Origin of the sequence: Streptomyces sp. NPDC002669 (assembly GCF_042889165.1) — a bacterium.
Lineage (GTDB): Bacteria > Actinomycetota > Actinomycetes > Streptomycetales > Streptomycetaceae > Streptomyces.
Genome location: NZ_JBIAQQ010000015.1, coordinates 194022 through 216443, shown reverse-complemented (window position 1 = coordinate 216443; position 22422 = coordinate 194022). Strand labels below are relative to the sequence as shown.

The following is a 22422-nucleotide window of genomic DNA, read 5'->3' as shown; positions in this document are numbered from 1 at the left end:
GGGGCGGGGGGGGGCGCGGGCCGGGGGGGGGGGCCGGCGCCGCGGGGGGGGGGGCCGCCCCCGCGGCCCCCGCCCCCGCCCCCCCCCCCCCCCCCCCCCCCCCCCCCCCCCCCACCACCGCACCCCGAGGGACGACCGACGTGCGATCAGACCTGGACCTGGACCTCTTCGAGATCCGCGAGCCCGTGCTCGTACGGATCGCGAGCATGCCGCGCGACCGCGACGAGCCCCGGGTCGACGCCGACGACCCGGTGCCCGGAGTCCGGCTGCTGGCCGCCGACCCGCTGCTCCGCCAGGCCGTCGAGGTCGCCAGCGGAAGCCTCGCGCTCGGCCTCGGACGCCTGGCCACCGACGAGGGCGTCGCCGCCCTCGGCCCGAAGCGCGTTCTCAGCGCCGCCCGGACCCTCACCCGCTACGCGCGCCGCGCCGGCGGCCGCCCCACCCCCTTCGGCCTGTTCGCGGGCGTCGGCAGGGCCTCGTTCGGACCCGCCGCCGGGGCCCGGCCCACCGGCCCCGGCGAGGTGGCGGTCCGCCTCGACGGCGGCTGGCTGCACCGCCGGGTGCTCGACTGGCTCGCCGTCCCCGCGGTCCGCCGCCGCACCGACGTCGTCCTGAACGACCTGTGCGTACGGCGGGACGGACGGCTCACCCTGCACACCGGCGGACGCGAGGTCTCGGTCCGGGACAACGCCCTCGTCGCCGCGGTCCGCGAGGCCGCCGAGCGGCCCGTACCGTACGCCGCCCTGCTGGACGAGCTGGCCGGGCGCTTCCCCGCCGTGGCCGCGGACCGTGTCGACGGCCTGCTCGCCGGACTCCTCCGGCACGGCTTCCTGCTCACCCCGCTCACCCCGCACCGCATCGACGCCGCCCTCCTCGACCGCATCGAGGCCGCCGTGGACGGGGCCGTGCCGGGCGCCGCCGAGGCGCTGCGGGCGGCCCGCGCCGCCGCCGACGCCCACGAGGCGGACCCGCCCGGCGCGGGCCGGGACTCCTGGCGCGCCCTGCTCACCGCCGTCCGGGCCGTGAAGGGCGACGGCGCGGCGGCCGACGACGGCGGACGGCCCCCCGTCCACGTGGACCTGCGGATGCCCGCCGACCTCGCGCTGCCCGAGGCGGTCGGGGAGGAGGTGCGCCGCTACGCCGCCGCGATCTGGGCGATGACCCCGCAGTGGGCCGCCCTCGACCACATGCGGGAGTACCGCGACCGGTTCATCGAGCGGTACGGGACCGCCTGCGCCGTCCCGCTCGCCGACCTCGTCGACCCGCACCGCGGCCTCGGCCTGCCGCCCGAGCACGGCGCCCACGCGCCCGACAGCCCCCGCGCCGGTTCCGGCGACGACCCCGACCGCCCCCGCCGCGCCGCGATCGCCGAACTCACCCAGCAGGCGATCCTCGAAGGCGGTGACATCGAACTCACCGACGCCGACGTGGCGCGCCTGGCCGAGGCCGCCGGGCACACCCCGGTGAGCCGCCCGCCGCGCACCCTCGAACTCTGTTTCCAGGTCCTCGCGGACAGCCGGGAGGCCCTCGACCGCGGCGACTTCCTGCTCCTGGGCAGCCCGCACATCGGCTCCTGGACCGCCGGGGCGACCGCCGGCCGCTTCGCCGCCCTCACCGGGCTCACCGACGACCTCGCCCGGCTGGTGGCGGGCCCGGAGACCGGCCCCGGCGAGGAGGAGGTCCTGGTCGCCCAGGTCGAGATCGCGCCGAGCGACCCGCGCTCGCTGAACATCGTGCAGGTGCCGCCGCTGCTGCCGTACCGCATCCCCGTCGGCGTCGCCGACGACCGCGGCGACCCGCACTGCCTGGACTGGCGCACCCTTCTGGTCGCGGCGGGCGAGAACGGGCTGCGGCTGCTGCACGGCCCGACCGGCCGTCAGGTCGTCCCCGTGATCCCGCACATGCTGGCCCTCGACACCCAGGCGCCGCCCGTCGCCCGCTTCCTCTGCGACCTCGCGGCGGCCCGGCCCCGGGTCTGGTCCGGCTGGGACTGGGCGGGGCTCGACATCCTGCCGTACCTCCCGAGCGTCCGGCACGGCCGGGTGCTGACCGCGCCGCGCCGCTGGCTCGCGGACCGCCGGCTGCGGGACGCCGCCCGGTCGCCGGACGCCGCCGTGTGGGCGGAGGGCCTGCGCGACTGGCGCCGCCGGGTCCGGGTGCCGGACCGCGTCCAGATCGCCCGCAACGACCAGATGTTCCCGGTCGACCTGCGCGAGCCGTGGGACCAGGGGCTGCTGCGCGCCGAACTGACCGCGAGGGAACCCCGGTTCCAGCTGTACGAGGACCTCACCGCGGACGGCGCCGGGCTCGGCTGGAACTTCGGGCACAGCACCGAGATCGTCGTCCCGCTCGTCCGCGCCCCGCACGCCCCGCCGGCCGGTTCCCCCGACGCGCCGCCGCCGCTCGCCAGGTCCGCCATCAGGCTCGCGCCCACCGCGGTCCACCTGCCCGGCGAGGACTGGCTGACCGTCAAGCTGTACGCCGAGCAGGCCGCCCACGACGACCTCCTCGCCGACCGCCTCCCCGAACTGCTGGCCGAGGTCGAGGCGGACCTCGACCGCTGGTTCTTCATCCGCTACCGCGACCCCGACCCGCACCTGCGGATCCGGCTGCACGGCGACCCGGCCGTGCTGCGGGACCGGGTCCTGCCCGCCGTCGCCCGGCACGTGCGCCGGCTGACCGAATCCGGTGCGGCGCGGACGATGACGCTGGACGCGTACCGCCCGGAGACCGACCGCTACCTCGGCCCCGCCGCGCAGGAGGCCGTCGAGGAACTCTTCCTGACCGACAGCCGCTCCGCGCTGCTCCAGCTGCGGGCCCGGCGCGCCGGGGCGGCGGCCGTGCCGCCCGAGGTGCTGGCCGCCGCCGGGCACGCGGTGCTGCTGGACTCGCTGGGCGACTGGGACTGGTGCGCCTGGGCGGACCACATGTTCACCAAGGGCCCCGAACACGAGGTCTACCAGCGCCACCGGGCCCTGGCCGACCGGCTGGTCCGCCCGGGTGACGTGCCCGGTGACACCGCTCGTACCGTCGCCGCCGGGCTCGGCGTCCCGGCGCTCGCCGAACTGTGGGCCGACGCCCCCGAGGCGCGGGCCTACGGGAAGCTGGTGCTCGCCGCCGACGAGGCCGACCGCGACGAGGCGGTGCTCTCGCTGCTGCACATGCGGCACAACCGGCTGTTCGGCATCGACGCCGCGGCGGAGGCCCGCGGCTACGCGGTGCTGCGCGGGGCCGCCCGCACCCAGGTCGCCCGCCGGGCCCACGAGGCCCGGCCGTCCACGAGGAGCGCCCGATGACCGCACCGCACGGCACGGACCGGGACCCGCTCCGCACCCCGGCGCCCGCCGCCCCGCCCGCCACCTCCGCACCCGCGGCCGACGCACATGCCGCCGACGCCCCGCCCGCCACCTCCGCACCCGCGGCCGACGCCCCGTCCGCCGCTTCCGCGCCGCCCGTCACCGGCCTGCGCGAGCGCGCCGGGCGGGTCTCGGAGCTGATCCTCGACAAGCTGGCCGACCCCGCCGCCACCATGGCCGCGACCCGGATACCGGCCGAGGCGTCCGACGACGGCGAGGGCGAGGGCATCTGGGCCGAGATGACCCTGGGCAGCGGCAGCCCCGGCCTGGCCATCGCCTTCAGCGGCGCGGCCCGTCCGGGCACCGACCGCACCGCCCGCGCGCACGGCTACCTCGCGGTCGCCACCCGGGCCGCGGGCACCGGGGACACCGCCCCGAGCGGCATCTTCAAGGGGCCCGGCGCCCTCGCCTTCGCCGTACTGTTCGCCCACCGGGCCACCGGCGGCTACGTCTCCGCGCTCCAGGGCCTGGACGGCTACCAGCGCGAACTGGTGCGCACCGCGCTGCCCGCCGTCCCGCAGGACTCCCCGCTGCCCACCATCGGCCACTACGAGCTGGTGCGCGGCATGACGGGCGTGGGCCGCTACCTGCTGGCCCGTGCCGGGACCTGCGGCGAGGAGCTGGAGACCGTGCTGGCCTATCTGGTCCGCCTCGCACGGGGCGAGGTGGAGCACCGGGGCCACAAGGTGCCGCGGTGGTGGGCCCTGGACGCGCCCCGGATCGGCGCGGAGCACCGGTTGCCCGACGGGCACCTCAACCTGGGGCTGTCGCACGGAGTCGCGGGGCCGCTGGCCCTGTTGTCGGTCGCCTGGAGCCAGGGCATCCGGGTGCCGGGCCAGCAGGAGGCCATCGAGTCGGCCGCCGGGCTGCTCACGCGGTGGGCGGTGCGCGACGAGCACGGGGTGTTCTGGCCCCCGCACCTGAGCCTGGACGAGTGGCTGGCCGGGCCCGACGCCTTCGCCGCCCCCGCCGGATGGCCCTCCTGGTGCTACGGCGCCCCCGGGGTCTCCCGCGGGCTCCAGCTGGCGGGCCTGGCGCTGGACCGCACCGACTGGACCGGTACCGCGAAGGAGTCCGCGGAACGGCTGCTGGCCCTGCCCATGGAGCGGTGGGCCGTCGACGACCACGCCCTGTGCCACGGCTGGGCGGGTGCCCTGCACCAGCTCGGCCGGCTCAACGAGCACATCGGCGACCAACGGATCGAGGCGCTGCGCGACCGGATCGCGGCCCGGCTGGTCGCGGACTTCGACCCGGAACTGCCCTTCGGCCACCGCTTCACCATGACGAAGGTCCCGTTCGGGACGGACGTCTCCGGATACCTAGACGGGGCGGCGGGCGTGGCCCTGGCCCTGGACTCGTACTCCGTCGGGGGCACGCCCTCGGACTGGGACATGCCGCTGCTGCTGTCCTGAGGGACGGGCCCGGCCCCGCGCCGCCGCCCCGGACGCCCCGGCCCCGCGCCGCCGTCCTCCCTGCCGCCCCGTGCGCCTTCTGCGACGATGCGGGGAGGAGGGGGGTTCGGCCGCGAATGGGCATGAAGGGAACGGTATGTGCGGAATCGTCGGTTACGTCGGTGGGCAGTCGGCACAGGACGTCGTCGTGGCGGGCCTCAAGCGCCTCGAATACCGGGGCTACGACTCGGCGGGCATCGCCGTCCTCGCGGACGGCGGCCTGGCCGCGACGAAGCGGGCCGGAAAGCTCGTCAACCTGGAGAAGGCGCTGGCCGAGGCGCCGCTCCCGGCCGGGAGCACGGGCATCGGTCACACCCGCTGGGCCACCCACGGCGCGCCCACCGACGCCAACGCCCACCCGCACCTGGACAACGCGGGACGCGTCGCCGTCGTGCACAACGGGATCATCGAGAACTTCGCCGCCCTGCGCGCCGAACTCGCCGGCCGCGGCCACGACCTGGTCTCCGAGACCGACACCGAGGTCGTCGCCCACCTGCTGGCCGAGGCGTTCTCCTCCTGCGCGGACCCGGCGGAGGCGATGCGGCAGGTCTGCCGCCGGCTGGAGGGCGCGTTCACCCTCGTGGCCGTGCACGCCGACGCGCCCGAGGTGGTCGTCGGGGCCCGGCGCAACTCGCCGCTCGTGGTGGGGGTGGGGGAGGACGAGGCGTTCCTGGCCTCCGACGTGGCCGCGTTCATCGCGCACACCCGCTCCGCGATCGAACTGGGCCAGGACCAGGTGGTGGAGCTGCGCCGGGAGGGCGTCACCGTCACCGACTTCGACGGGCGCCCCGCCGAGGTCCGCAAGTACCACGTGGACTGGGACGTCTCCGCCGCGGAGAAGGGCGGCCACGACTCCTTCATGCTCAAGGAGATCGCCGAGCAGCCCCGGGCCGTCGCCGACACGCTGCTCGGGAGGATCGACGGCGAGGGCTCGCTCCGCCTCGACGAGGTGCGCATCCCGCCGCACGAGCTGCGGGAGGTCGACAAGGTCGTCGTGGTCGCCTGCGGCACCGCGTTCCACGCCGGGATGATCGCCAAGTACGCCATCGAGCACTGGACCCGGGTCCCCTGCGAGACCGAGCTGGCCAGCGAGTTCCGCTACCGCGACCCGATCCTCGACCACCGCACCCTGGTCGTCGCGATCTCCCAGTCCGGCGAGACGATGGACACCCTGATGGCCGTGCGGCACGCCCGCGAACAGGGCGCGAAGGTGCTGGCCATCTGCAACACCAACGGCTCCACGATCCCCCGGGAGTCCGACGCCGTGCTCTACACGCACGCCGGACCCGAGGTCGCCGTCGCCTCCACCAAGGCGTTCCTCACCCAGCTGGTCGCCTGCTACCTCGTCGCCCTGTACCTCGGACAGGTCCGCGGCACGAAGTGGGGCGACGAGATCCGCACCGTCGTCCGCCAGCTCTCCGAGATCTCCGGGGCGGTCGAACGGGTCCTGGGAACCATGGAGCCGGTGCGCGAACTCGCCCGCTCCCTCGCCGCCCACGACACGGTGCTCTTCCTCGGCCGCCACGTCGGCTACCCGGTGGCCCTGGAGGGCGCGTTGAAGCTCAAGGAACTGGCGTACATGCACGCCGAGGGCTTCGCCGCGGGCGAGCTCAAGCACGGGCCGATCGCGCTCGTGGAGGACGGGCTGCCGGTCGTCGTGGTGGTGCCCCCGCCGCACGGCCGGTCGGTGCTGCACGACAAGATCGTGTCGAACATCCAGGAGATCCGGGCCCGCGGCGCCCGCACCGTCGTCATCGCCGAGGAGGGCGACGAGGCGGTCGTCCCGTACGCCGACCACCTGATCCGGATCCCCGTTGCGCCTACGCTGCTTCAGCCGCTGGTGTCGACCGTGCCGTTGCAGGTCTTCGCCTGCGAACTGGCCCGGGCCCGCGGCAACGACGTGGACCAGCCGCGCAATCTGGCGAAGTCCGTGACCGTGGAGTAGCGAGATGAGGGGACGCCCGTGATCATCGGGGTCGGGATCGACGTGGCCGAGATCGAACGGTTCGACGCGGCGCTGCGGCGCACACCGCAGATGGCCGAACGGCTTTTCGTCGAGAGCGAGTTGCTGCTGCCCAGCGGTGACCGGCGGGGCATCGCCTCGCTCGCCGCCCGGTTCGCCGCGAAGGAGGCCCTGGCGAAGGCGCTCGGCGCGCCGGGCGGGCTGCTCTGGACGGACGCCGAGGTGTACGTCGAGGACAGCGGGCAGCCCCGGCTGCGGGTGAGCGGCACGGTCGCCGCCCGCGCGGCCGAGCTGGGCGTGCGGCACTGGCACGTCTCGCTCAGCCACGACGCGGGAGTGGCGTCGGCCGTGGTGATCGCGGAGGGTTGAGCACATGCGTACCGCGTACAGCGTCGAGACCGTACGGGCCGCCGAGCGGGCCCTGATGGCCCGCCTCCCCGAGGGCGCCCTGATGCAACGCGCCGCCGCCGGACTCGCGGCGGCCTGCGCCGACGTGCTGCGCGGGCGCGGGCGGGTGTACGGGGCCCGGATCGTCCTCCTGGTGGGCAGCGGCGACAACGGGGGCGACGCGCTGTACGCGGGCGCCCGGCTGGCCCGCCGGGGCGCGGGCGTGCGCGCCGTGCTCACCGCGCCGGGCCGCGCCCACGCGGGCGGACTCGCCGCGCTGCTGGCGGCCGGCGGACGGGTGACGGACGGACCGGCGGACGCGGCGGAAGGCGCCCCCGCCGCGGTGGCGGACGCCTGGGGCGGACACGTCGACCTCGTCGTGGACGCCATCACCGGCATCGGCGGACGCGGCGGGCTGCGCCCGGGGGCCGCCGCGCTCGTGCGGGCCTTCGCGGCGACCGGCGCACCCCTGGTCGCCGTGGACCTGCCCAGCGGGGTCGAGGCCGACACCGGCGAGGTGCTCGGCGACGCGGTGCGCGCCGACGCCACCGTCACCTTCGGCACGTACAAGCCGGGCCTGCTCGTCGACCCCGCCGCCGGACTCGCGGGCGCGCTGCGCCTGGTGGACATCGGGCTCGGCCCGGAGCTGCCCGCGGTGCCCGGCCTGGAGGCGCTCCAGTACGCGGACGTCGCCGCGCTGCTGCCGGTGCCCGGCGGCGGGAGCGACAAGTACCGGCGCGGGGTCGTCGGCGTCGTCGCGGGATCCGCCCGCTACCCCGGGGCGGCGGTGCTGGCCGTCTCCGGGGCGCTGCGCGGCGGCGCGGGGGCCGTGCGGTACGTCGGTCCGGGCGCCGCCGCGGTGATCGCGCGCCATCCGGAGACCCTGGTGCACACGGGGCCGCCGTCGAAGGCGGGCCGGGTCCAGGCGTGGGTCGTGGGGCCCGGCCTCGGCGACGGCGCACAGGCCGCCGGGGCGGTGGACGACGTACTGGCCGCCGAGGTGCCGGTGCTCGTCGACGCGGACGGGCTGCGGCTGCTCGACGCCGCCGCCGTGCGCGCCCGCACCGCGCCGACCGTCCTCACCCCGCACGCCGGGGAGGCCGCCGCGCTGCTGGGCGTGGCGCGCGAGGAGGTCGAGGCGGGGCGGCTCGCCGCGGTGCGCGAACTGGCCGCCCGCCACCGCGCCACGGTCCTGCTCAAGGGCTCCACGACGCTGGTCGCCGACAGCACCGGGGACACCCCGGTACGGGTCAACCCGACCGGCACCGCCTGGCTGGCCACGGCCGGCAGCGGCGACGTCCTCTCCGGCCTGATCGGCTCCCTGCTGGCCGCGGGCCTGGCCCCGCGCGATGCCGCGTCGGTCGGCGCCCATCTGCACGGACTGGCCGCCCGGCTCGCCGCCGACGGCGCCCCCGTCGCCGCGCAGGACGTCGCGGAGGCGATCCCGGCGGCGTGGCGGGACGTACGGGCCTGAGCGATCCTGGGCGCAGGCGGACACCGACCGGACCGAGGGAAGCCGACAGGAGGACCGACCGTGGGCAGCAGCGACGAGGTGCGCGTACGCCGGGTGTACGAGCCGAAGGAGGCCGGGGACGGCACCCGCGTCCTGGTCGACCGGCTCTGGCCGCGCGGCGAGTCCAAGGAGAAGGCGGCGATCGACAAGTGGCTCAAGGACATCACCCCGTCCGCTGAGCTCCGCGACTGGTACCACGAGGACCGCACCGCCACCCGCTACGACGAGTTCGTCGACCGCTACCGCGCCGAACTGGCCGACCCCGTCCACACGGCGGCCGTCCGGGAGCTGGTCGAACTGGTCAGGGAAGGGGGCCCGGTGACCCTGGTCACAGCGGTCAAGGACGTACCGCACAGCCATGTCCCGGTCATCGTCGACCACCTGGAGCACGAACTGCACAGGCACTGAGAGCCGGTCGGGGGCCCTTCGGCGGGTTCCCGGGGCGCCCCGCGCCCGCGGGGACCCGGCCCGCCGCCCCGGTACCCCGCCGTACGGCTCTGAGAGACTGGGCGCGATGAACGAGACAGCGTCCTTGAGAGCCCGTGCCGAGATCGACCTCGCCGCATTGCGTGCCAATGTGCGCGAACTGCGCGCACGGGCGGCGGGCGCGCAGCTCATGGCCGTCGTCAAGTCCGACGCCTACGGGCACGGGGCGGTGCCCTGCGCCCGCGCCGCGCTGGAGGCCGGGGCGACCTGGCTGGGCACCGCCACGCCGCAGGAGGCGCTCGCCCTGCGGGCCGCCGGGCTCGGCGGCCGGGTGATGTGCTGGCTGTGGACGCCGGGCGGCCCCTGGCGCGAGGCGATCGAGGCCGACATCGACGTGTCGGTGAGCGGGATGTGGGCCCTGCGCGAGGTCGTCGCCGCGGCGACGGAGGCGGGCACGCCGGCCCGGGTCCAGCTCAAGGCCGACACCGGCCTCGGACGCAACGGCTGCCAGCCCGCCGACTGGCCGGAACTGGTCGCCGCCGCCCGCGCCGCCGAGGCCGCGGGCACCATCCGGATCACCGGCCTGTGGTCCCACTTCGCCTGCGCCGACGAGCCCGGCCACCCCTCCATCGCCGCCCAGCTGACCGCGTTCCGGGACATGGTGGCGTACGCGGAGAAGGCGGGCGTCGACCCCGAGGTGCGCCACATGGCCAACTCCCCGGCGACGCTGACGCTCCCCGAGGCGCACTTCGACCTGGTGCGGACCGGGATCGCGATGTACGGCATCTCGCCCAGCCCCGAGCTGGGCGCTCCGGCCGACTTCGGACTGCGCCCCGTCATGACGCTCGCCGCCTCGATCGCCCTGGTCAAGCGGGTGCCGGCCGGGCACGGGATCAGCTACGGCCACCACTACACGACCACCGCCGAGACCACCCTGGGCCTGGTGCCGGTCGGCTACGCGGACGGCATCCCGCGCCACGCCTCCGGCCGCGCCCCGGTCCTGGTCGGCGGCGTCACCCGGCGGATCGCGGGCCGGGTCGCCATGGACCAGTTCGTCGTCGACCTGGGCGGGGACGAGGTCGGGGTGGGCAGCGAGGCGGTGCTCTTCGGCCCGGGGGACCGGGGCGAGCCCACCGCCGAGGACTGGGCGCGGGCCGCCGACACGATCGCGTACGAGATCGTCACCCGGATCGGTACCCGCGTGCCGCGCGTGCACCTGAACGCCGCCCCCGCCGAGTCCTGACCGAACGTGCACACCTGACCGGGCACGATTGACCGGACCCGGTCCGAGTCACGGCCGGAACGGACCGGTCCCGACCTGACGGATACGACCGACGAGGAGCGCGGCACGGTGAGCGAGATCGGTGCGGGGGACGCGGTGACGACGGCCGCCACGGCGGCCGGCTGGCGCCGGGCGGGCATCGCCGGAGCGGCCATAGGCGTGCTCGCGGCGGGCGCGGCGGCCGGGGTCGCGGTCGAACGGCTCACCGTCGGCCGGGGCATGCGCCGCCGGGCCAGGCTGACGCTGGACGCCACGGGCCCGTACGGCTCGCTGCGCGGGATGCCGGGCCGGGCCACTGCCGACGACGGCACCGAGCTGTACTACGAGGTCGACGAGGTCGAACCGGACGGCGGCACGGCGGACGCCCCGGCCGACGGCGACGCCACGGGCGCCGGAACGCGCCGCCGCAGGCTCTTCGGCCGCAAGGCCCCCGCGCCCGTCACCGTGGTCTTCAGCCACGGCTACTGCCTCGGCCAGGACTCCTGGCACTTCCAGCGGGCGGCGCTGCGCGGCCTGGTCCGCACCGTCCACTGGGACCAGCGCAGCCACGGCCGCTCCGAGCGGGGCCGCTCCCAGGCGCAGGGGGTGCCGGTCGGCATCGACCGGCTCGGCCGCGATCTGATGGCCGTGATCGAGGCGGCGGCCCCCGAGGGGCGGCTGGTGCTCGTCGGGCACTCGATGGGCGGCATGACGATGATGGCGCTGGCCGACCAGTACCCCGAGTTCGTCCGGGACCGGGTCGCCGCCGTCGCGTTCGTCGGCACGTCGAGCGGGAAGCTGGGCGAGGTCAGCTTCGGGCTGCCGGTCGCGGGCGTGAACGCGGTGCGGCGGGTGCTGCCCGGGGTGCTCAGGGCGCTCGGCTCCCAGGCCGAACTGGTGGAGCGGGGCAGGCGGGCGACCGCCGACCTCTTCGCGGGGCTGATCAAGCGGTACTCGTTCGGTTCGCGGGACGTCGACCCGTCGGTCGCGCGGTTCGCCGAGCGGCTCATCGAGTCCACCCCGATCGACGTGGTCGCCGAGTTCTACCCGGCCTTCACCGAGCACGACAAGAGCGCCGCGCTGCCCGCCTTCCGGGACGTCCCGGTGCTGATCCTGGCGGGCGACAAGGACCTGGTGACGCCCTCCTCGCACAGCGAGGCCATCGCGGACCAGCTCCCGGACGCGGAGCTGGTGATCGTGCCGGACGCCGGCCACCTGGTGATGCTGGAGCACCCCGAGACGGTGACGGACCGGCTGGCGGACCTGCTGGCCCGGGTGGGCGCCGTACCGGCGGCGAAGCAACGGGACCGGTGACCCGGCGGCGCGTTCCGCCCGCCGCGTCGCCACCGCCGGATCCTCTAACGTGGCGGCCATGGAAGCACCGCACAACACTCCGGCGGCCGAGGTCGTCGGGAGCGCCGCGCCGCACGGCGTCACCGTGAGCCTCCCCGTCGAGTCCCCCGAACAGATGCAGGCCCTGGGCCGCCGGATCGCCGGCATCCTGCGCCCCGGCGACCTCGTGATGCTCACCGGTGAGCTCGGCGCCGGGAAGACGACGCTGACCCGGGGGCTCGGCGAGGGCCTCGGCGTGCGCGGCGCGGTCACCTCCCCCACCTTCGTGATCGCCCGCGTCCACCCGTCGCTGACCGGCGGCCCGGCGCTGGTCCACGTCGACGCGTACCGCCTGGGCGGCGGGCTCGACGAGATGGAGGACCTGGACCTCGACGTGTCGCTGCCGGAGTCGGTGGTGGTCGTGGAGTGGGGCGAGGGCAAGGTCGAGGAGCTGTCGGACGACCGGCTCCACGTGGTGATCGACCGCGCGGTCGGCGACACGGACGACGAGCGGCGCGAGGTGACGCTGATCGGCATCGGCGCGCGCTGGGCGGGGCTGCGCGAGTTCTAGGACCTCTCCGGACGGGCGGGACTTTCGGGACCCGCCCCCCGGGCGGCCCCGGACGCCGGGCGGCCCCGGACGCCGGGCGGCCCCGGGGGCGGGAACCCGGCCGCAGCACGTCATCCTTTCCGACAGTCTGTCGGCAAATTGTTGCGCGGGGCGGTGCGGGCGTGGTCACATGGATGGCGAGAGCGGGTTAGGTCTGCCTAACCACGCCTTCCGCCGGAGCCCCAGGAGGCATCCATGACGACGTTCGCCGACCGTGAAGTGCCGCCGCCGCCGACATCGATGAGAGACCTGCTGGCGGCCTGCGCCGCGGCCACGGCGGTCTCCACGCCGCCCACCCCGGCGGCCGTCACCCCCGTCACTCCCGTCACCGCCGTGCCCCGTCCCGAGGCCGTCCCCGAACGCCGCGCGAGCTGACCGGCGCCTCGATCCGACGAACCGGCCCCGGGGTCTCCTCCCGGGGCCGGACCGGATTCCGCAGGGCGGACCGAAAGGCGGATCGCGGAGCGGAACACGCGTCCTAGCGGACGACGACCACCTTCGTGCCCACCATCGCGAACTTCCACATGGCGTCGCCGTCGTCCCGGGACATCCGCACGCCGCCCGTCTTCAGCGTCGGGTCCGGGCTCTCCATCGAGCCGTCCACCGCCGCGCTGAACCCCACGGCGGCGTCGTCCACCACCGCGAACCGCACCACGTGCTCGATCATCACGCCGTCCGAGCCCTTGGACGGGGCGCCCGAGCGCGTGCTCACCCGGTAGGTGCCGGGCAGCGGGTTCAGCGCGCTGGGCATGACCTCGAAGGTCCGGGTCGCCTTCCCGGCCGCGTCCACGAGCCACACCCGCCGGTCGGCCAGCGCGTACACGACCCGCTGCCCGGTGCCGGAGCCCGCGGGGAGCGCGGTCGGCCGCGACTTCTTCTTCTCCTTCGGCTCGGCGTGCTCGGTGGCGGAGGCGGAGGCGGACGCCTTCGGCCGGGGCGCCGCGAGGTTGTCGGGGACGTTCGCCGAGGCCTGGTAGGCCAGGACGCCGACCGCGACGAGCGCGGCCGCGGTGAGCCCGGCCACGATTCCCGAGCTGCCTCTGGACACCGTGCGCGCCCCTTTCGCTTCCATATGTCGTACAAGCGTTTAGCGTTTACGTCGTACCCGCGTGTGTGCACGGTGACGGTAGCAGCCGGGGCGGGCGGGACCGGGACGCCGTACGGGAGGCCGTGCACCGGTCGGCGGAGCCGTAGGCTGTTTGCGTGCTCTTGCTCGCCGTGGATACCGCAACCCCCGCCGTCACCGTCGCCCTGCACGACGGGACCTCCGTCGTCGCCGAGTCCGGTCAGGTCGACGCCCGAAGGCACGGGGAGCTGCTGCTGCCCGCCGTCGACCGGGTCCTGGCCGAGGCCGGCCTGAAACTCGACGCGGTGACGGACGTGGTCGTGGGCGTCGGCCCCGGCCCCTACACCGGACTGCGGGTCGGCCTGGTCACGGCCGCGACCTTCGGCTCCGCCCTCTCCGTCCCCGTGCACGGGCTGTGCACCCTGGACGGCCTCGCGTACGCCGCGGGCCGGGCCGGGCTGGAGGGCCCGTTCGCCGTCGCGACGGACGCCCGCCGCAAGGAGGTCTACTGGGCGCGGTACGAGGACTCCCGCACCCGGGTCGCCGGGCCCGCCGTGGACCGGCCCGCCGACATCGCCGAGCAGCTGGCGGGGCTCCCCGTCGTCGGCGCGGGCGCGGTGCTGTACCCGGAGGCGTTCCCGGACGCCCGGGGACCGGAGCACGTCGGCGCCGGGGCACTCGCCGCACTCGCCGCCGAGCGCCTCGCCGAGGGTGCCGAACTGCTGCCGCCGAGCCCGCTCTACCTGCGCAGGCCCGACGCCCAGGTCCCGAAGAACTACAAGGTGGTCACCCCGCAGTGACGACCACGACCGCCGCCGTGCTGCGCGAGATGCGCTGGTGGGACATCGCCCCGGTGCTGGAGCTCGAACAGGAGCTGTTCCCGGACGACGCCTGGTCGGCCGGGATGTTCTGGTCGGAGCTGGCACACTCCCGGGGCCCGCGGGCCACCCGCCGCTACGTCGTCGCCGAGGACCGCGCCACCGGCCGGATCGTCGGGTACGCGGGACTCGCCGCGGCCGGCGACCTCGCCGACGTGCAGACCATCGGGGTCACCCGCGACCACTGGGGCGGCGGCCTGGGCGCGGAACTCCTCACCGACCTGCTGAGGCACGCCACCGCCTTCGAGTGCGCCGAGGTGCTCCTCGAAGTGCGCGTCGACAACACCCGGGCGCAGAAGCTGTACGAACGCTTCGGCTTCGAGCCGATCGGCTTCCGCCGCGGCTACTACCAGCCCGGCAACGTCGACGCGCTGGTCATGCGCCTCCACGTACAAGAGCACGTGCAAGAGCACGCACAGGGAACAGAGACTGACTGATGGCTGACGAACCTCTGGTACTCGGCATCGAGACCTCCTGCGACGAGACCGGCGTCGGCATCGTTCGGGGCACGACCCTGCTGGCCGACGCCGTCGCGTCCAGCGTGGACACGCACGCCCGCTTCGGCGGCGTCGTCCCGGAGATCGCCTCCCGCGCGCACCTGGAGGCGATGGTCCCGACCATCGAGCGCGCCCTGAAGGAGGCCGGGGTCGGCGCCCGCGACCTCGACGGCATCTCCGTCACCGCGGGCCCCGGACTCGCGGGCGCGCTGCTCGTCGGCGTGTCGGCGGCGAAGGCGTACGCGTACGCGCTGGGCAAGCCGCTCTACGGGGTGAACCACCTCGCCTCGCACATCTGCGTGGACCAGCTGGAGCACGGCCCGCTGCCCGAGCCGACGATGGCGCTGCTGGTCAGCGGCGGCCACTCCTCGCTGCTGCTCGCGCCGGACATCACCGCGGACGTGCGGCCGCTCGGCGCGACCATCGACGACGCGGCGGGCGAGGCGTTCGACAAGATCGCCCGGGTGCTGGACCTGGGCTTCCCCGGCGGCCCGGTCATCGACCGGCTGGCGAAGGAGGGCGACCCGGCGGCGATCGCGTTCCCGCGCGGGCTGACCGGTTCGCGCGACCCCGCCTACGACTTCTCCTTCTCGGGACTGAAGACCTCCGTGGCCCGCTGGATCGAGGCCAAACGCGCGGCGGGCGAGGAGGTGCCGGTACGGGACGTGGCGGCGTCCTTCCAGGAGGCCGTGGTGGACGTCCTCACCCGCAAGGCCGTGCGCGCCTGCAAGGACGAGGGCGTCGACCACCTGATGATCGGTGGCGGCGTCGCGGCCAACTCGCGGCTGCGGGCGCTGGCCGAGGAACGCTGCGAGCGGGCCGGCATCCGGCTGCGGGTGCCGCGGCCCGGACTGTGCACGGACAACGGCGCGATGGTCGCGGCGCTGGGCGCGGAGATGGTGGCCCGGAACCGGCCGGCCTCGGACCTGGAGCTGTCCGCGGACTCCTCGCTGCCGGTCACCGACGCCCATGTGCCGGGCGCCCACGCGCACACCCACGACCACGTGCACGAGATCAGCAAGGACAACCTCTACTCGTGAACCGTACGACCGTCGCCCTGATGTGGGAGGCCCGCGCCACCACCGGCCGGGGCCCCGAACTCCTGGAGTGGGCGCGGGCCCGCGCGGGCGAGCTGGCCCGCGAGCCGCTCCGCCGCGAACTGCTGCGCGCCCCGCAGGACCGGGTCCTGGTCATCACCTGGTGGGCGGGCGAGTACGGCGACGAACTGCCCGAACTCCCGGAGCCGGACGCGGAGCTGATCACCCGCCCGGTGCACCGCTGGCGGTTCGAGTCGCTGGAGGCCGTCGAGTCCGCGGAGTGAGCCGGCCCGGGACGCCCCGGCCGTCCGCGCCCCGGCCCCGCGACCGCCCCGGTGGCCCCTCCCGGAAAATCTCGGAAGAATTTTCCGGGAGCTGTCGATCCGGCCGGTTCCCGTTCGACGCAAGGGTGAGAGGCGGGGAGGGCCCCCGTCCCCGACCGAGGAGTCACCATGCCCCGCTTCATGACCCTGATCCGCATCGACGAGCAGAACCTGCCCGCCGAGGCGCCGGACCCCGACTTCGAGAAGCGCATGGGCGCCCTGTTCGAGGAGATCACCGGGGCCGGTGTGATGCTGGAGACGGCCGGTCTCGCCCCGACCTCCGAGGGCACCCGCGTCACCTGGTCCGGCGGGAGGATCAGCTGCACCGACGGGCCCTTCACCGAGACCAAGGAGGTCATCGGCGGCTACGCCATCCTCCAGACCAGGGACAAGGCCGAGGCCCTGGAGTGGACCGAGCGGTTCCTGCGGGTCCACCCGGAGAACTGGACCGTCACCTCCGAGGTGCGTCAGATCGACGAGGCCACCCCGCAGGTCTGAGAGCCCGCCGGAGGGCTCTTCGGACGGCTTCCGGGCGCACTCCGTCCGGCGCCGTCCGGCGCGGCTTGCCGCTGCCCGGCACGGCTGCTCTGATGGGTGACCGTGATGGGAACGAGCACGCGGGCGGCGGTCGAGACGGTCTTCAGGATCGAGTCCGCGCGGATCATCGCGGGGGTCGCCCGCATCGTGCGGGACGTCGGCATCGCGGAGGAACTCGCGCAGGACGCCCTGGTGGCCGCGCTGGAACAGTGGCCGGAGTCAGGCGTCCCGGACCGGCCGGGAGCCTGGCTCATGGCCACCGCGCGGCACCGCGCGATCGACCTCGTACGCCGCAGGGAGACGTACGCGCGCAAGCTCGCCGAGGTGGGGCGGGCCCTGGAGGACGTCCCGCCGCCCGAGCCCCCGGAGCCGGACGGCATCGACGACGACCTGCTCCGGCTGATCTTCACCGCCTGCCACCCGGTGCTCTCCACCGAGGCCCGGATCGCCCTCACCCTGCGGTTGCTCGGCGGCCTCACCACCGAGGAGATCGCCCGCGCCTTCCTCGTCCCCGAACCGACCGTCGCCCAGCGCATCGTCCGGGCCAAACGGACCCTGGGCCGCACGGGCGTCCCCTTCGAGGTGCCGGAGGCACCCGAGCGGGCCGCCCGCCTCGGCTCCGTGCTGGAGGTCATCTACCTGATCTTCAACGAGGGGTACGCGGCCACCGCGGGCGACGACTGGCTGCGCCCCGGGCTGTGCGAGGACGCGCTGCGGCTGGCCCGGGTGCTCGCGGGGCTGATGGCGCACGAGCCCGAGGTGCACGGACTGGCCGCGCTGCTGGAGCTCCAGGCGTCGCGCACCGCGGCCAGGACCGGGCCGGACGGTGCGCCGGTGCTCCTCGCCGACCAGAACCGGGCCCGCTGGGACCGGCTGCTGATCCGGCGCGGCGTCGCGGCCCTGGAACGGGCGGTGGCGGCGACCGCCGAGGGCACCGGGCTCGGCCCGTACACCGTGCAGGCCGCGATCGCCGCCTGCCACGCCCGCGCACCGGCGTACCGGGACACGGACTGGACCACCATCGCGGCCCTCTACGACCGCCTCGCCGCGATCGAGCCCTCCCCGGTCGTCGAGCTGAACCGGGCCGTGGCCGTCTCGATGGCCCGCGGCCCGGCGGCCGGCCTCGCCCTGGTCGACGCCCTGGCCGACGACCCGGCCCTGAAGGACTACCACCTGCTGCCCAGCGTGCGCGGCGACCTGCTGGCCAGGACCGGGCGCACGGACGAGGCACGGACGGAGTTCGCGCGGGCGGCCGGACTGGCCCGCAACGAACGGGAACGGGCCATGCTCCTGGAGCGCGCCGCGCACCCGGCCGGCGCGGGCACGCAAACCCCGGCCGGCAGGGGTACGGGCACGGGCGGCACAGGCCCGGGTGCGGAAGCCCCGGGCGGCACGGAGGCGGCGCGGCCCGCTCGGTAGGGTCTGGTCCCATGTCCCCTCGTGCCCCGCTGCCGCCGCCACCGCCCCCCGTGGAGATACGTTCCTGGCCCGACCGGGAGTCCCTGCTGGCCGACCGGGCCGTGGTGCTCGGGGCGTTGGTGAAGGCCCACGTCTCACCGGGGCGGCTGGGGATGCTGTGGCTCTGGGGAGCGCTCTGCGCGCTCGGCTGGGCGCTGGCGGGCTCGGGGCTCATCACCTTCAAGGAGACGTACGACGTCATCAGCGCCGGGGTCGGCGTGATCCTGCTCGCCATGGGCGTCTGCTGCGTGGTGCCCGCCGTCATCCTGGTCGTCGTCGGACTGCGCCGCGACCGGAGGATCCGCGAACTGCTGTACGCCTGGGGCGGATTGGACCGCGACCCGGAGCGCGACGCGGCGCTGCGGATGCCGGGCGCCGCCCTCGCGTGGCTGCTGACGTCCTTCGCGCTGTGCGCGGTGGGCCTGTACCTGTGCTTCGTCATCCCGGCGAACCCCCCGGCGGGCAGGGTGGGTTACGGCGAGATCGTCCTGGTCATGGGGGTCGGGATGACCTGCTGGCTGCTCGGACTGATCGGCCTCGTCAAGGCGTTCGCGCACCGCAGGTGGGTGCTGCGGGTGCTGGCCGGGATGCCCGCCCCGGAGCGGGTGTTCTCCGTCGGGGGCGGCGCCCACCGCTGACCGCGGGCCCTATCCTGGCGGGCACACGCACCGGACCGGGGGAGGACGACGTGGAGTGGTACTGGTGGCTGCTCATCATCTTCTGGACGGGCGGCTTCGGCTGGGCCGTCGACAACGTCCGTACGTCACTGCGCAACCGGCACACCCGCAAGCTGGAACTGCTGGAGGCGGCCCAGCAGGAACGGCTGGCCGTCGAGGCCGCGAACAGGCCGCCCGAGCCGGTCTGCGGCTGCACGCACCACCTCGCCAAGCACGACAAGCAGGGCCGGTGCCACGAGCGGGTCGAGGTGCCGACGGCCTGGGACGAGAACAAGAAGCCGGTCCGCTTCGAGGCGGGGCAGTGCAACTGCCAGCAGTACGTGGGGCCCCGGCCGCTCTCCCAGGTGTACGCGGAGGACCTGACCGACCTGGCCTGACGGCCGCCCGGCCGGCCCGGTCGGGCCGTCGGGGTCAGGCCGGGCCGGTCATCGGGTGGCCGATCAGTATCGTCGGCGCCCCGGCCACCCGGGTCAGGAAGACCGTCGCGGAGTTCGGGCCGCGGAGTTTCATCCTGCGGCGCAGCTCCTCCGGTTCGACCGCCGAGCCGCGCTTCTTGACGGTCAGCACGCCGACCTCCCGCTCCCGCAGCAGCACCTTCAGCTTCTTCATGTTGAAGGGCATGTGGTCGGTGATCTCGTACCCGGAGGTGTACGGGGACGTGTACGGCTCGTCGCCGGTGACGTACGCGATGGTCTCGTCGATCAGCCGGCCGCGGCACCGCGCCACGACGTCGGCGACCAGACCGGCGCGGATGACGGCGCCGTCCGGCTCGTACAGGTAGCGGCCCACCGGGCCGACCGGCGGTGCGGGCGGCGGGCCCGCGGACCACAGCGAGGCGCCGTCCGGGAGGACCGTGGCCCGGTACGAACCGGCCGCGAAGCCCTCGCCGAACCAGAGCACCGCCTCCTTCACGTCCCCGCCGTCCGAGATCCACTCGGCCTCCGCCCGCTCCGGGATCGCCTCGTGCGGGATGCCGGGGGCGATCTTCAGCGCGGCGCGCGGTGCCCCGAGCGCGGTGCCGACCGCCCAGGACAGCGGCGGCGAGTACGCCTCGGGGTCGAAGATCCGGCCCCGCCCGCCGCGCCGGGCCGGGTCCACGAACACCGCGTCGTACGGCGAGGTGTCGATGTCGGTGACATCGGCGCACCGCACCTCGATCAGCTCCTCCAGCCCGAGGGCGGCGGCGTTGGCGCGGGCGACCTCCGCGGTCAGCGGGTCGCGGTCCACGGCGAGCACGCGGATGCCCGCCCGCGCGAGCGCGATCGCGTCGCCGCCGATCCCGCAGCACAGGTCGGCGACGCTCCGCACCCCGCCCGCCGCCGCGAACCGCTGCGCGCGCCGGGCGGCCACCGAGGTACGGGTCGCCTGCTCGACGCCGTTGGGCGTGAAGAACATCCGGCAGGCGTCCTCGGCACCGAACTTCGCCACCGCCCGCTGCCGCAGCCGCGCCTGCCCCAGCGCCGCCGAGACCAGGTGGGCCGGGTGGCTGCGGCGCAGCCGGGTGGCGGTGGCGAGTTCCTGCGCGGGGTCGTACGACCGCAGCCCGGCCAGCAGTTCGGCGCCCTCGGGGGTGCGCAGGGCCAGGAAGGCGGCGACGGGGTCTTCCCCGCTCGGGCGGGAAGGGTCGTGGGGGCCGTTCGGGGCGAGAGCGTTCACCCGCCCCATTGTGAGCCAGCCGGGTAGACCGGCGGGCCCGGCGGCGGTGTCTGACCGGGTGGCCGATCGAGTGCTGGCAGTATGCGGCGCCATGCAGCTTGTACGACAAAAGGAAAAAAACACCACAATGCGTCACGGGTCGGGTGGGCCCGGGGCCGGGCGCGGCCGGGGTTCCGGCAAGCACCGGCCCGTCTGCGCGGCCCTGGTCGCGCTCCTGGTCGCGGCGGCCGGCTCCGGCTGCGCCTCGGGCGAGGGGGAGCGGGCGGGCGACGCCGGTCGCGGCGGCCGGCCCGCGGCCGGGAACCCCGGCGCCCCCGCGGCGGCGCCCGCCCGCCCCGGCGGCCCGGGGCACCGGGCCGCCGCGCCGGAGACCGGCCGGGAGAACGCGAAGCTGGCCCCGGCCGTCCGGGCCGCCCTCGCCGAGAAGTGGGGTCTGGCCAAGCCCCCGCTGATCGCCCCGGAGCCGCCCGCCGTGAAGCCCCGCATCACCACCCGCGCCGGGTTCGAGGTGGAGGGCGGCGACGACTCGCTGCCGCCCGTCTTCACCACCGTCCCGACCGAGGAGCGGATCGTCTTCCTGACGATCGACGACGGCGCCGAGAAGGACCCCGAGCTGCTCCGGATGATGGACGAGCTGGACATCCCGTACAGCGCGTTCCTCAGCGACTACGAGGTGAGCGACAACTACGGGTACTTCGGCGAGGCGCGACGGCGGGGCACCGCCCTCAACAACCACACGCTCAACCACCCCTACCTGCCCGGCCTCTCGTACGCCGAGCAGGAGCGCGAGATCTGCGGCCAGCAGGAGGTCATCAGGGAGGAGTACGGGAAACAGCCCGTCCTCTTCCGCCCGCCGTACGGGAACTACAACGGGGACACCCTGCGCGTCGCGAAGTCCTGCGGCATCAAGGCCGTCCCGCTGTGGAACGCGGAGGCGTTCCCGGACCACATGGAGTGGCGCGAGGAGGACCAGGACCTGCACCCCGGCGACATCATCCTCACCCACTTCCGGGGCCGGTCCGAATGGGGCGGCAGTATGACCGACCTGGTCCGGGCGGTCATGAAGGTCGTCACGGACAAGGGGTACGCCGTGGCCCGGCTGGAGGACTACGTATGAGAAGGGCGCACCGGCTGCTGGCCGGACTGCTGGCGGCCGGTGCGCTCCTGACCGCCACCGGGTGCGCGCAGTCGGTGGACCCGATCGAACGGCTCGGGCGCAAGGCCGCGCAGCGGGTCGGCCACCCGGACCGGGCCCCGGGCGGCCGTGCGGAACGGCACGGCCCGTCCGTGCGTTGTCCCCTCGGCGTCCGTACCGGCGTCCGTACCGGCGTCCGTACCGGCGTCCGTACCGGCGTCCGTACCGGTGCCGGGGGCGTGTCCGGGGCCGGGGCGGGGGAGCGCGGGAGCGGCGCGGTCGCGACGCCACGATCGCTTGAATTGGCACTCCGCTTGACCGAGTGCTAATCCCGGTCATAGTCTCGGTTCTGGCACTCACCACTGGAGAGTGCCAACACCACTGCGCGACTGGCAGGTCCGGCACCCGCGACGACGGATCCACCTGGTCGCCACCCCAAGACTGTTACCCCGTGAGATCTCCGAAGGGGGAGACCGGATCGTGTCGACCGCCAGCTCCAAGGTTGCGATCAAGCCGCTCGAGGACCGGATTGTGGTCCAGCCGCTCGACGCCGAGCAGACCACGGCCTCCGGCCTGGTCATTCCGGACACCGCCAAGGAGAAGCCCCAGGAGGGCGTCGTCCTGGCCGTGGGTCCGGGCCGCTTCGAGAACGGCGAGCGCCTTCCGCTCGACGTCAAGACCGGCGACGTCGTGCTGTACAGCAAGTACGGCGGCACCGAGGTGAAGTACAGCGGCGAGGAGTACCTCGTCCTCTCGGCTCGCGACGTGCTCGCGATCGTCGAGAAGTAATTCACCCACGTTTGCTTCTGTTCTGCGCCCCTGGCCCCCGCGAATAACCAGCCGGGCGGTCGGGGGCGCA

Annotated in this window: 23 protein-coding genes; 21 read left to right on the top strand and 2 right to left on the bottom strand. The window is 75.2% G+C overall.

What is annotated here, in order from left to right; all coding sequences use genetic code 11:
* The first annotated feature begins 206 nt into the window (after nucleotides 1-206).
* From ACFYW1_RS22980 to ACFYW1_RS22935, 10 genes are all read left to right on the top strand, one after another.
* The gene (locus ACFYW1_RS22980; protein WP_388996125.1) at nucleotides 207-3296 is read left to right on the top strand and encodes a lantibiotic dehydratase; all 3090 of its coding nucleotides are present in this window, start codon (nucleotides 207-209) and stop codon (nucleotides 3294-3296) included.
* Nucleotides 3293-4768 (top strand): lanthionine synthetase C family protein, encoded by a 1476-nt coding sequence (locus tag ACFYW1_RS22975; protein WP_388996088.1) that lies wholly within the window; start codon nucleotides 3293-3295, stop codon nucleotides 4766-4768. The genes ACFYW1_RS22980 and ACFYW1_RS22975 overlap by 4 nt, the downstream gene beginning before the upstream one ends.
* Before the next feature lie 136 nt (nucleotides 4769-4904).
* A complete protein-coding gene (gene glmS / locus ACFYW1_RS22970; protein ID WP_388996085.1) occupies nucleotides 4905-6752 on the top strand; it encodes a glutamine--fructose-6-phosphate transaminase (isomerizing) in 1848 nt (615 codons plus the stop codon).
* An 18-nt stretch (nucleotides 6753-6770) separates the two neighbouring features.
* A complete protein-coding gene (locus ACFYW1_RS22965) occupies nucleotides 6771-7139 on the top strand; it encodes a holo-ACP synthase (RefSeq protein WP_356933880.1) in 369 nt (122 codons plus the stop codon).
* 4 nt (nucleotides 7140-7143) lie between these two features.
* Nucleotides 7144-8631 carry an NAD(P)H-hydrate dehydratase gene (locus tag ACFYW1_RS22960; RefSeq protein WP_388996083.1) on the top strand — a complete coding sequence of 496 codons (1488 nt, stop codon included), beginning with the start codon at nucleotides 7144-7146 and terminating at the stop codon, nucleotides 8629-8631.
* 60 nt (nucleotides 8632-8691) lie between these two features.
* Entirely contained in the window at nucleotides 8692-9078 is a 387-nt protein-coding gene (locus ACFYW1_RS22955; RefSeq protein WP_388996081.1) for a DUF488 domain-containing protein, read from the top strand.
* 106 nt (nucleotides 9079-9184) lie between these two features.
* Nucleotides 9185-10339, top strand: coding sequence for an alanine racemase (gene alr / locus ACFYW1_RS22950; RefSeq protein ID WP_388996078.1), 1155 nt, complete (start codon nucleotides 9185-9187; stop codon nucleotides 10337-10339).
* Between the two features lie 108 nt (nucleotides 10340-10447).
* Entirely contained in the window at nucleotides 10448-11671 is a 1224-nt protein-coding gene (locus ACFYW1_RS22945; RefSeq protein ID WP_388996074.1) for an alpha/beta fold hydrolase, read from the top strand.
* A 58-nt stretch (nucleotides 11672-11729) separates the two neighbouring features.
* Nucleotides 11730-12260: a tRNA (adenosine(37)-N6)-threonylcarbamoyltransferase complex ATPase subunit type 1 TsaE gene (gene tsaE / locus ACFYW1_RS22940; RefSeq protein ID WP_388996071.1), complete on the top strand. Its 531-nt coding sequence runs from the start codon at nucleotides 11730-11732 to the stop codon at nucleotides 12258-12260.
* A gap of 234 nt (nucleotides 12261-12494) precedes the next feature.
* On the top strand, nucleotides 12495-12674 hold the full coding sequence (locus ACFYW1_RS22935; protein ID WP_388996068.1) for a hypothetical protein: 180 nt from the start codon (nucleotides 12495-12497) through the stop codon (nucleotides 12672-12674).
* Nucleotides 12675-12777: 103 nt separating this feature from the next.
* On the opposite strand, the gene ACFYW1_RS22930 is transcribed toward ACFYW1_RS22935, so the two are convergent.
* Nucleotides 12778-13371 carry a hypothetical protein gene (locus tag ACFYW1_RS22930; protein WP_388996065.1) on the bottom strand — a complete coding sequence of 198 codons (594 nt, stop codon included), beginning with the start codon at nucleotides 13369-13371 and terminating at the stop codon, nucleotides 12778-12780.
* Between the two features lie 146 nt (nucleotides 13372-13517).
* Here ACFYW1_RS22930 and tsaB point away from each other — a divergent pair, with 146 nt between their 5' ends.
* From tsaB to ACFYW1_RS22890, 8 genes are all read left to right on the top strand, one after another.
* Entirely contained in the window at nucleotides 13518-14165 is a 648-nt protein-coding gene (gene tsaB / locus ACFYW1_RS22925) for a tRNA (adenosine(37)-N6)-threonylcarbamoyltransferase complex dimerization subunit type 1 TsaB (RefSeq protein ID WP_388996062.1), read from the top strand.
* A gap of 29 nt (nucleotides 14166-14194) precedes the next feature.
* On the top strand, nucleotides 14195-14680 hold the full coding sequence (gene rimI / locus ACFYW1_RS22920) for a ribosomal protein S18-alanine N-acetyltransferase (RefSeq protein WP_388996123.1): 486 nt from the start codon (nucleotides 14195-14197) through the stop codon (nucleotides 14678-14680).
* Nucleotides 14680-15780 (top strand): tRNA (adenosine(37)-N6)-threonylcarbamoyltransferase complex transferase subunit TsaD, encoded by a 1101-nt coding sequence (tsaD, locus tag ACFYW1_RS22915; protein ID WP_388996059.1) that lies wholly within the window; start codon nucleotides 14680-14682, stop codon nucleotides 15778-15780. Before rimI ends, tsaD begins: the two co-directional genes overlap by 1 nt.
* Nucleotides 15781-15800: 20 nt before the next feature.
* Nucleotides 15801-16061 (top strand): hypothetical protein, encoded by a 261-nt coding sequence (locus ACFYW1_RS22910; protein WP_388996120.1) that lies wholly within the window; start codon nucleotides 15801-15803, stop codon nucleotides 16059-16061.
* Between the two features lie 168 nt (nucleotides 16062-16229).
* The gene (locus tag ACFYW1_RS22905) at nucleotides 16230-16598 is read left to right on the top strand and encodes a YciI family protein (protein WP_388996057.1); all 369 of its coding nucleotides are present in this window, start codon (nucleotides 16230-16232) and stop codon (nucleotides 16596-16598) included.
* A 105-nt stretch (nucleotides 16599-16703) separates the two neighbouring features.
* A complete protein-coding gene (locus ACFYW1_RS22900) occupies nucleotides 16704-18056 on the top strand; it encodes an RNA polymerase sigma factor (RefSeq protein WP_388996054.1) in 1353 nt (450 codons plus the stop codon).
* Nucleotides 18057-18067: 11 nt separating this feature from the next.
* Complete coding sequence (locus tag ACFYW1_RS22895) at nucleotides 18068-18733, top strand: hypothetical protein (protein ID WP_388996051.1); 666 nt, start codon at nucleotides 18068-18070, stop codon at nucleotides 18731-18733.
* Between the two features lie 50 nt (nucleotides 18734-18783).
* Nucleotides 18784-19149 (top strand): hypothetical protein, encoded by a 366-nt coding sequence (locus tag ACFYW1_RS22890; protein ID WP_388996048.1) that lies wholly within the window; start codon nucleotides 18784-18786, stop codon nucleotides 19147-19149.
* Nucleotides 19150-19183: 34 nt separating this feature from the next.
* Here ACFYW1_RS22890 and ACFYW1_RS22885 read toward each other — a convergent pair whose 3' ends face one another.
* The gene (locus ACFYW1_RS22885) at nucleotides 19184-20437 is read right to left on the bottom strand and encodes a methyltransferase domain-containing protein (protein WP_388996045.1); all 1254 of its coding nucleotides are present in this window, start codon (nucleotides 20435-20437) and stop codon (nucleotides 19184-19186) included.
* An 82-nt stretch (nucleotides 20438-20519) separates the two neighbouring features.
* Here ACFYW1_RS22885 and ACFYW1_RS22880 point away from each other — a divergent pair, with 82 nt between their 5' ends.
* The 3 genes from ACFYW1_RS22880 to groES all read left to right on the top strand — a co-directional run bounded on the left by ACFYW1_RS22880 (nucleotide 20520) and on the right by groES (nucleotide 22352).
* Nucleotides 20520-21545, top strand: coding sequence for a polysaccharide deacetylase family protein (locus ACFYW1_RS22880; protein ID WP_388996042.1), 1026 nt, complete (start codon nucleotides 20520-20522; stop codon nucleotides 21543-21545).
* A complete protein-coding gene (locus tag ACFYW1_RS22875) occupies nucleotides 21542-21892 on the top strand; it encodes a hypothetical protein (protein WP_388996039.1) in 351 nt (116 codons plus the stop codon). The genes ACFYW1_RS22880 and ACFYW1_RS22875 overlap by 4 nt, the downstream gene beginning before the upstream one ends.
* Before the next feature lie 151 nt (nucleotides 21893-22043).
* Nucleotides 22044-22352, top strand: a complete 309-nt coding sequence (groES, locus tag ACFYW1_RS22870; protein WP_148838741.1) for a co-chaperone GroES — start codon at nucleotides 22044-22046, stop codon at nucleotides 22350-22352.
* Nucleotides 22353-22422 lie beyond the last annotated feature (70 nt).

Bases quoted from the DNA above. Each gene is read 5' to 3' on its own strand.
- ACFYW1_RS22910 (WP_388996120.1), top strand. From the start codon at position 15,801: ATGTGGGAGGCCCGCGCCACCACCGGCCGGGGCCCCGAACTCCTGGAG.
- glmS (WP_388996085.1), top strand. From the start codon at position 4,905: ATGTGCGGAATCGTCGGTTACGTCGGTGGGCAGTCGGCACAGGACGTC.
- ACFYW1_RS22935 (WP_388996068.1), top strand. From the start codon at position 12,495: ATGACGACGTTCGCCGACCGTGAAGTGCCGCCGCCGCCGACATCGATG.
- alr (WP_388996078.1), top strand. From the start codon at position 9,185: ATGAACGAGACAGCGTCCTTGAGAGCCCGTGCCGAGATCGACCTCGCC.
- ACFYW1_RS22960 (WP_388996083.1), top strand. From the start codon at position 7,144: ATGCGTACCGCGTACAGCGTCGAGACCGTACGGGCCGCCGAGCGGGCC.
- ACFYW1_RS22875 (WP_388996039.1), top strand. From the start codon at position 21,542: ATGAGAAGGGCGCACCGGCTGCTGGCCGGACTGCTGGCGGCCGGTGCG.
- tsaE (WP_388996071.1), top strand. From the start codon at position 11,730: ATGGAAGCACCGCACAACACTCCGGCGGCCGAGGTCGTCGGGAGCGCC.
- ACFYW1_RS22980 (WP_388996125.1), top strand. From the start codon at position 207: ATGCCGCGCGACCGCGACGAGCCCCGGGTCGACGCCGACGACCCGGTG.
- ACFYW1_RS22900 (WP_388996054.1), top strand. From the start codon at position 16,704: ATGGGAACGAGCACGCGGGCGGCGGTCGAGACGGTCTTCAGGATCGAG.
- ACFYW1_RS22880 (WP_388996042.1), top strand. From the start codon at position 20,520: ATGCAGCTTGTACGACAAAAGGAAAAAAACACCACAATGCGTCACGGG.
- ACFYW1_RS22975 (WP_388996088.1), top strand. From the start codon at position 3,293: ATGACCGCACCGCACGGCACGGACCGGGACCCGCTCCGCACCCCGGCG.
- ACFYW1_RS22905 (WP_388996057.1), top strand. From the start codon at position 16,230: ATGCCCCGCTTCATGACCCTGATCCGCATCGACGAGCAGAACCTGCCC.
- ACFYW1_RS22895 (WP_388996051.1), top strand. From the start codon at position 18,068: ATGTCCCCTCGTGCCCCGCTGCCGCCGCCACCGCCCCCCGTGGAGATA.
- ACFYW1_RS22885 (WP_388996045.1), bottom strand. From the start codon at position 20,437: ATGGGGCGGGTGAACGCTCTCGCCCCGAACGGCCCCCACGACCCTTCC.
- rimI (WP_388996123.1), top strand. From the start codon at position 14,195: ATGCGCTGGTGGGACATCGCCCCGGTGCTGGAGCTCGAACAGGAGCTG.
- tsaD (WP_388996059.1), top strand. From the start codon at position 14,680: ATGGCTGACGAACCTCTGGTACTCGGCATCGAGACCTCCTGCGACGAG.
- ACFYW1_RS22930 (WP_388996065.1), bottom strand. From the start codon at position 13,371: ATGGAAGCGAAAGGGGCGCGCACGGTGTCCAGAGGCAGCTCGGGAATC.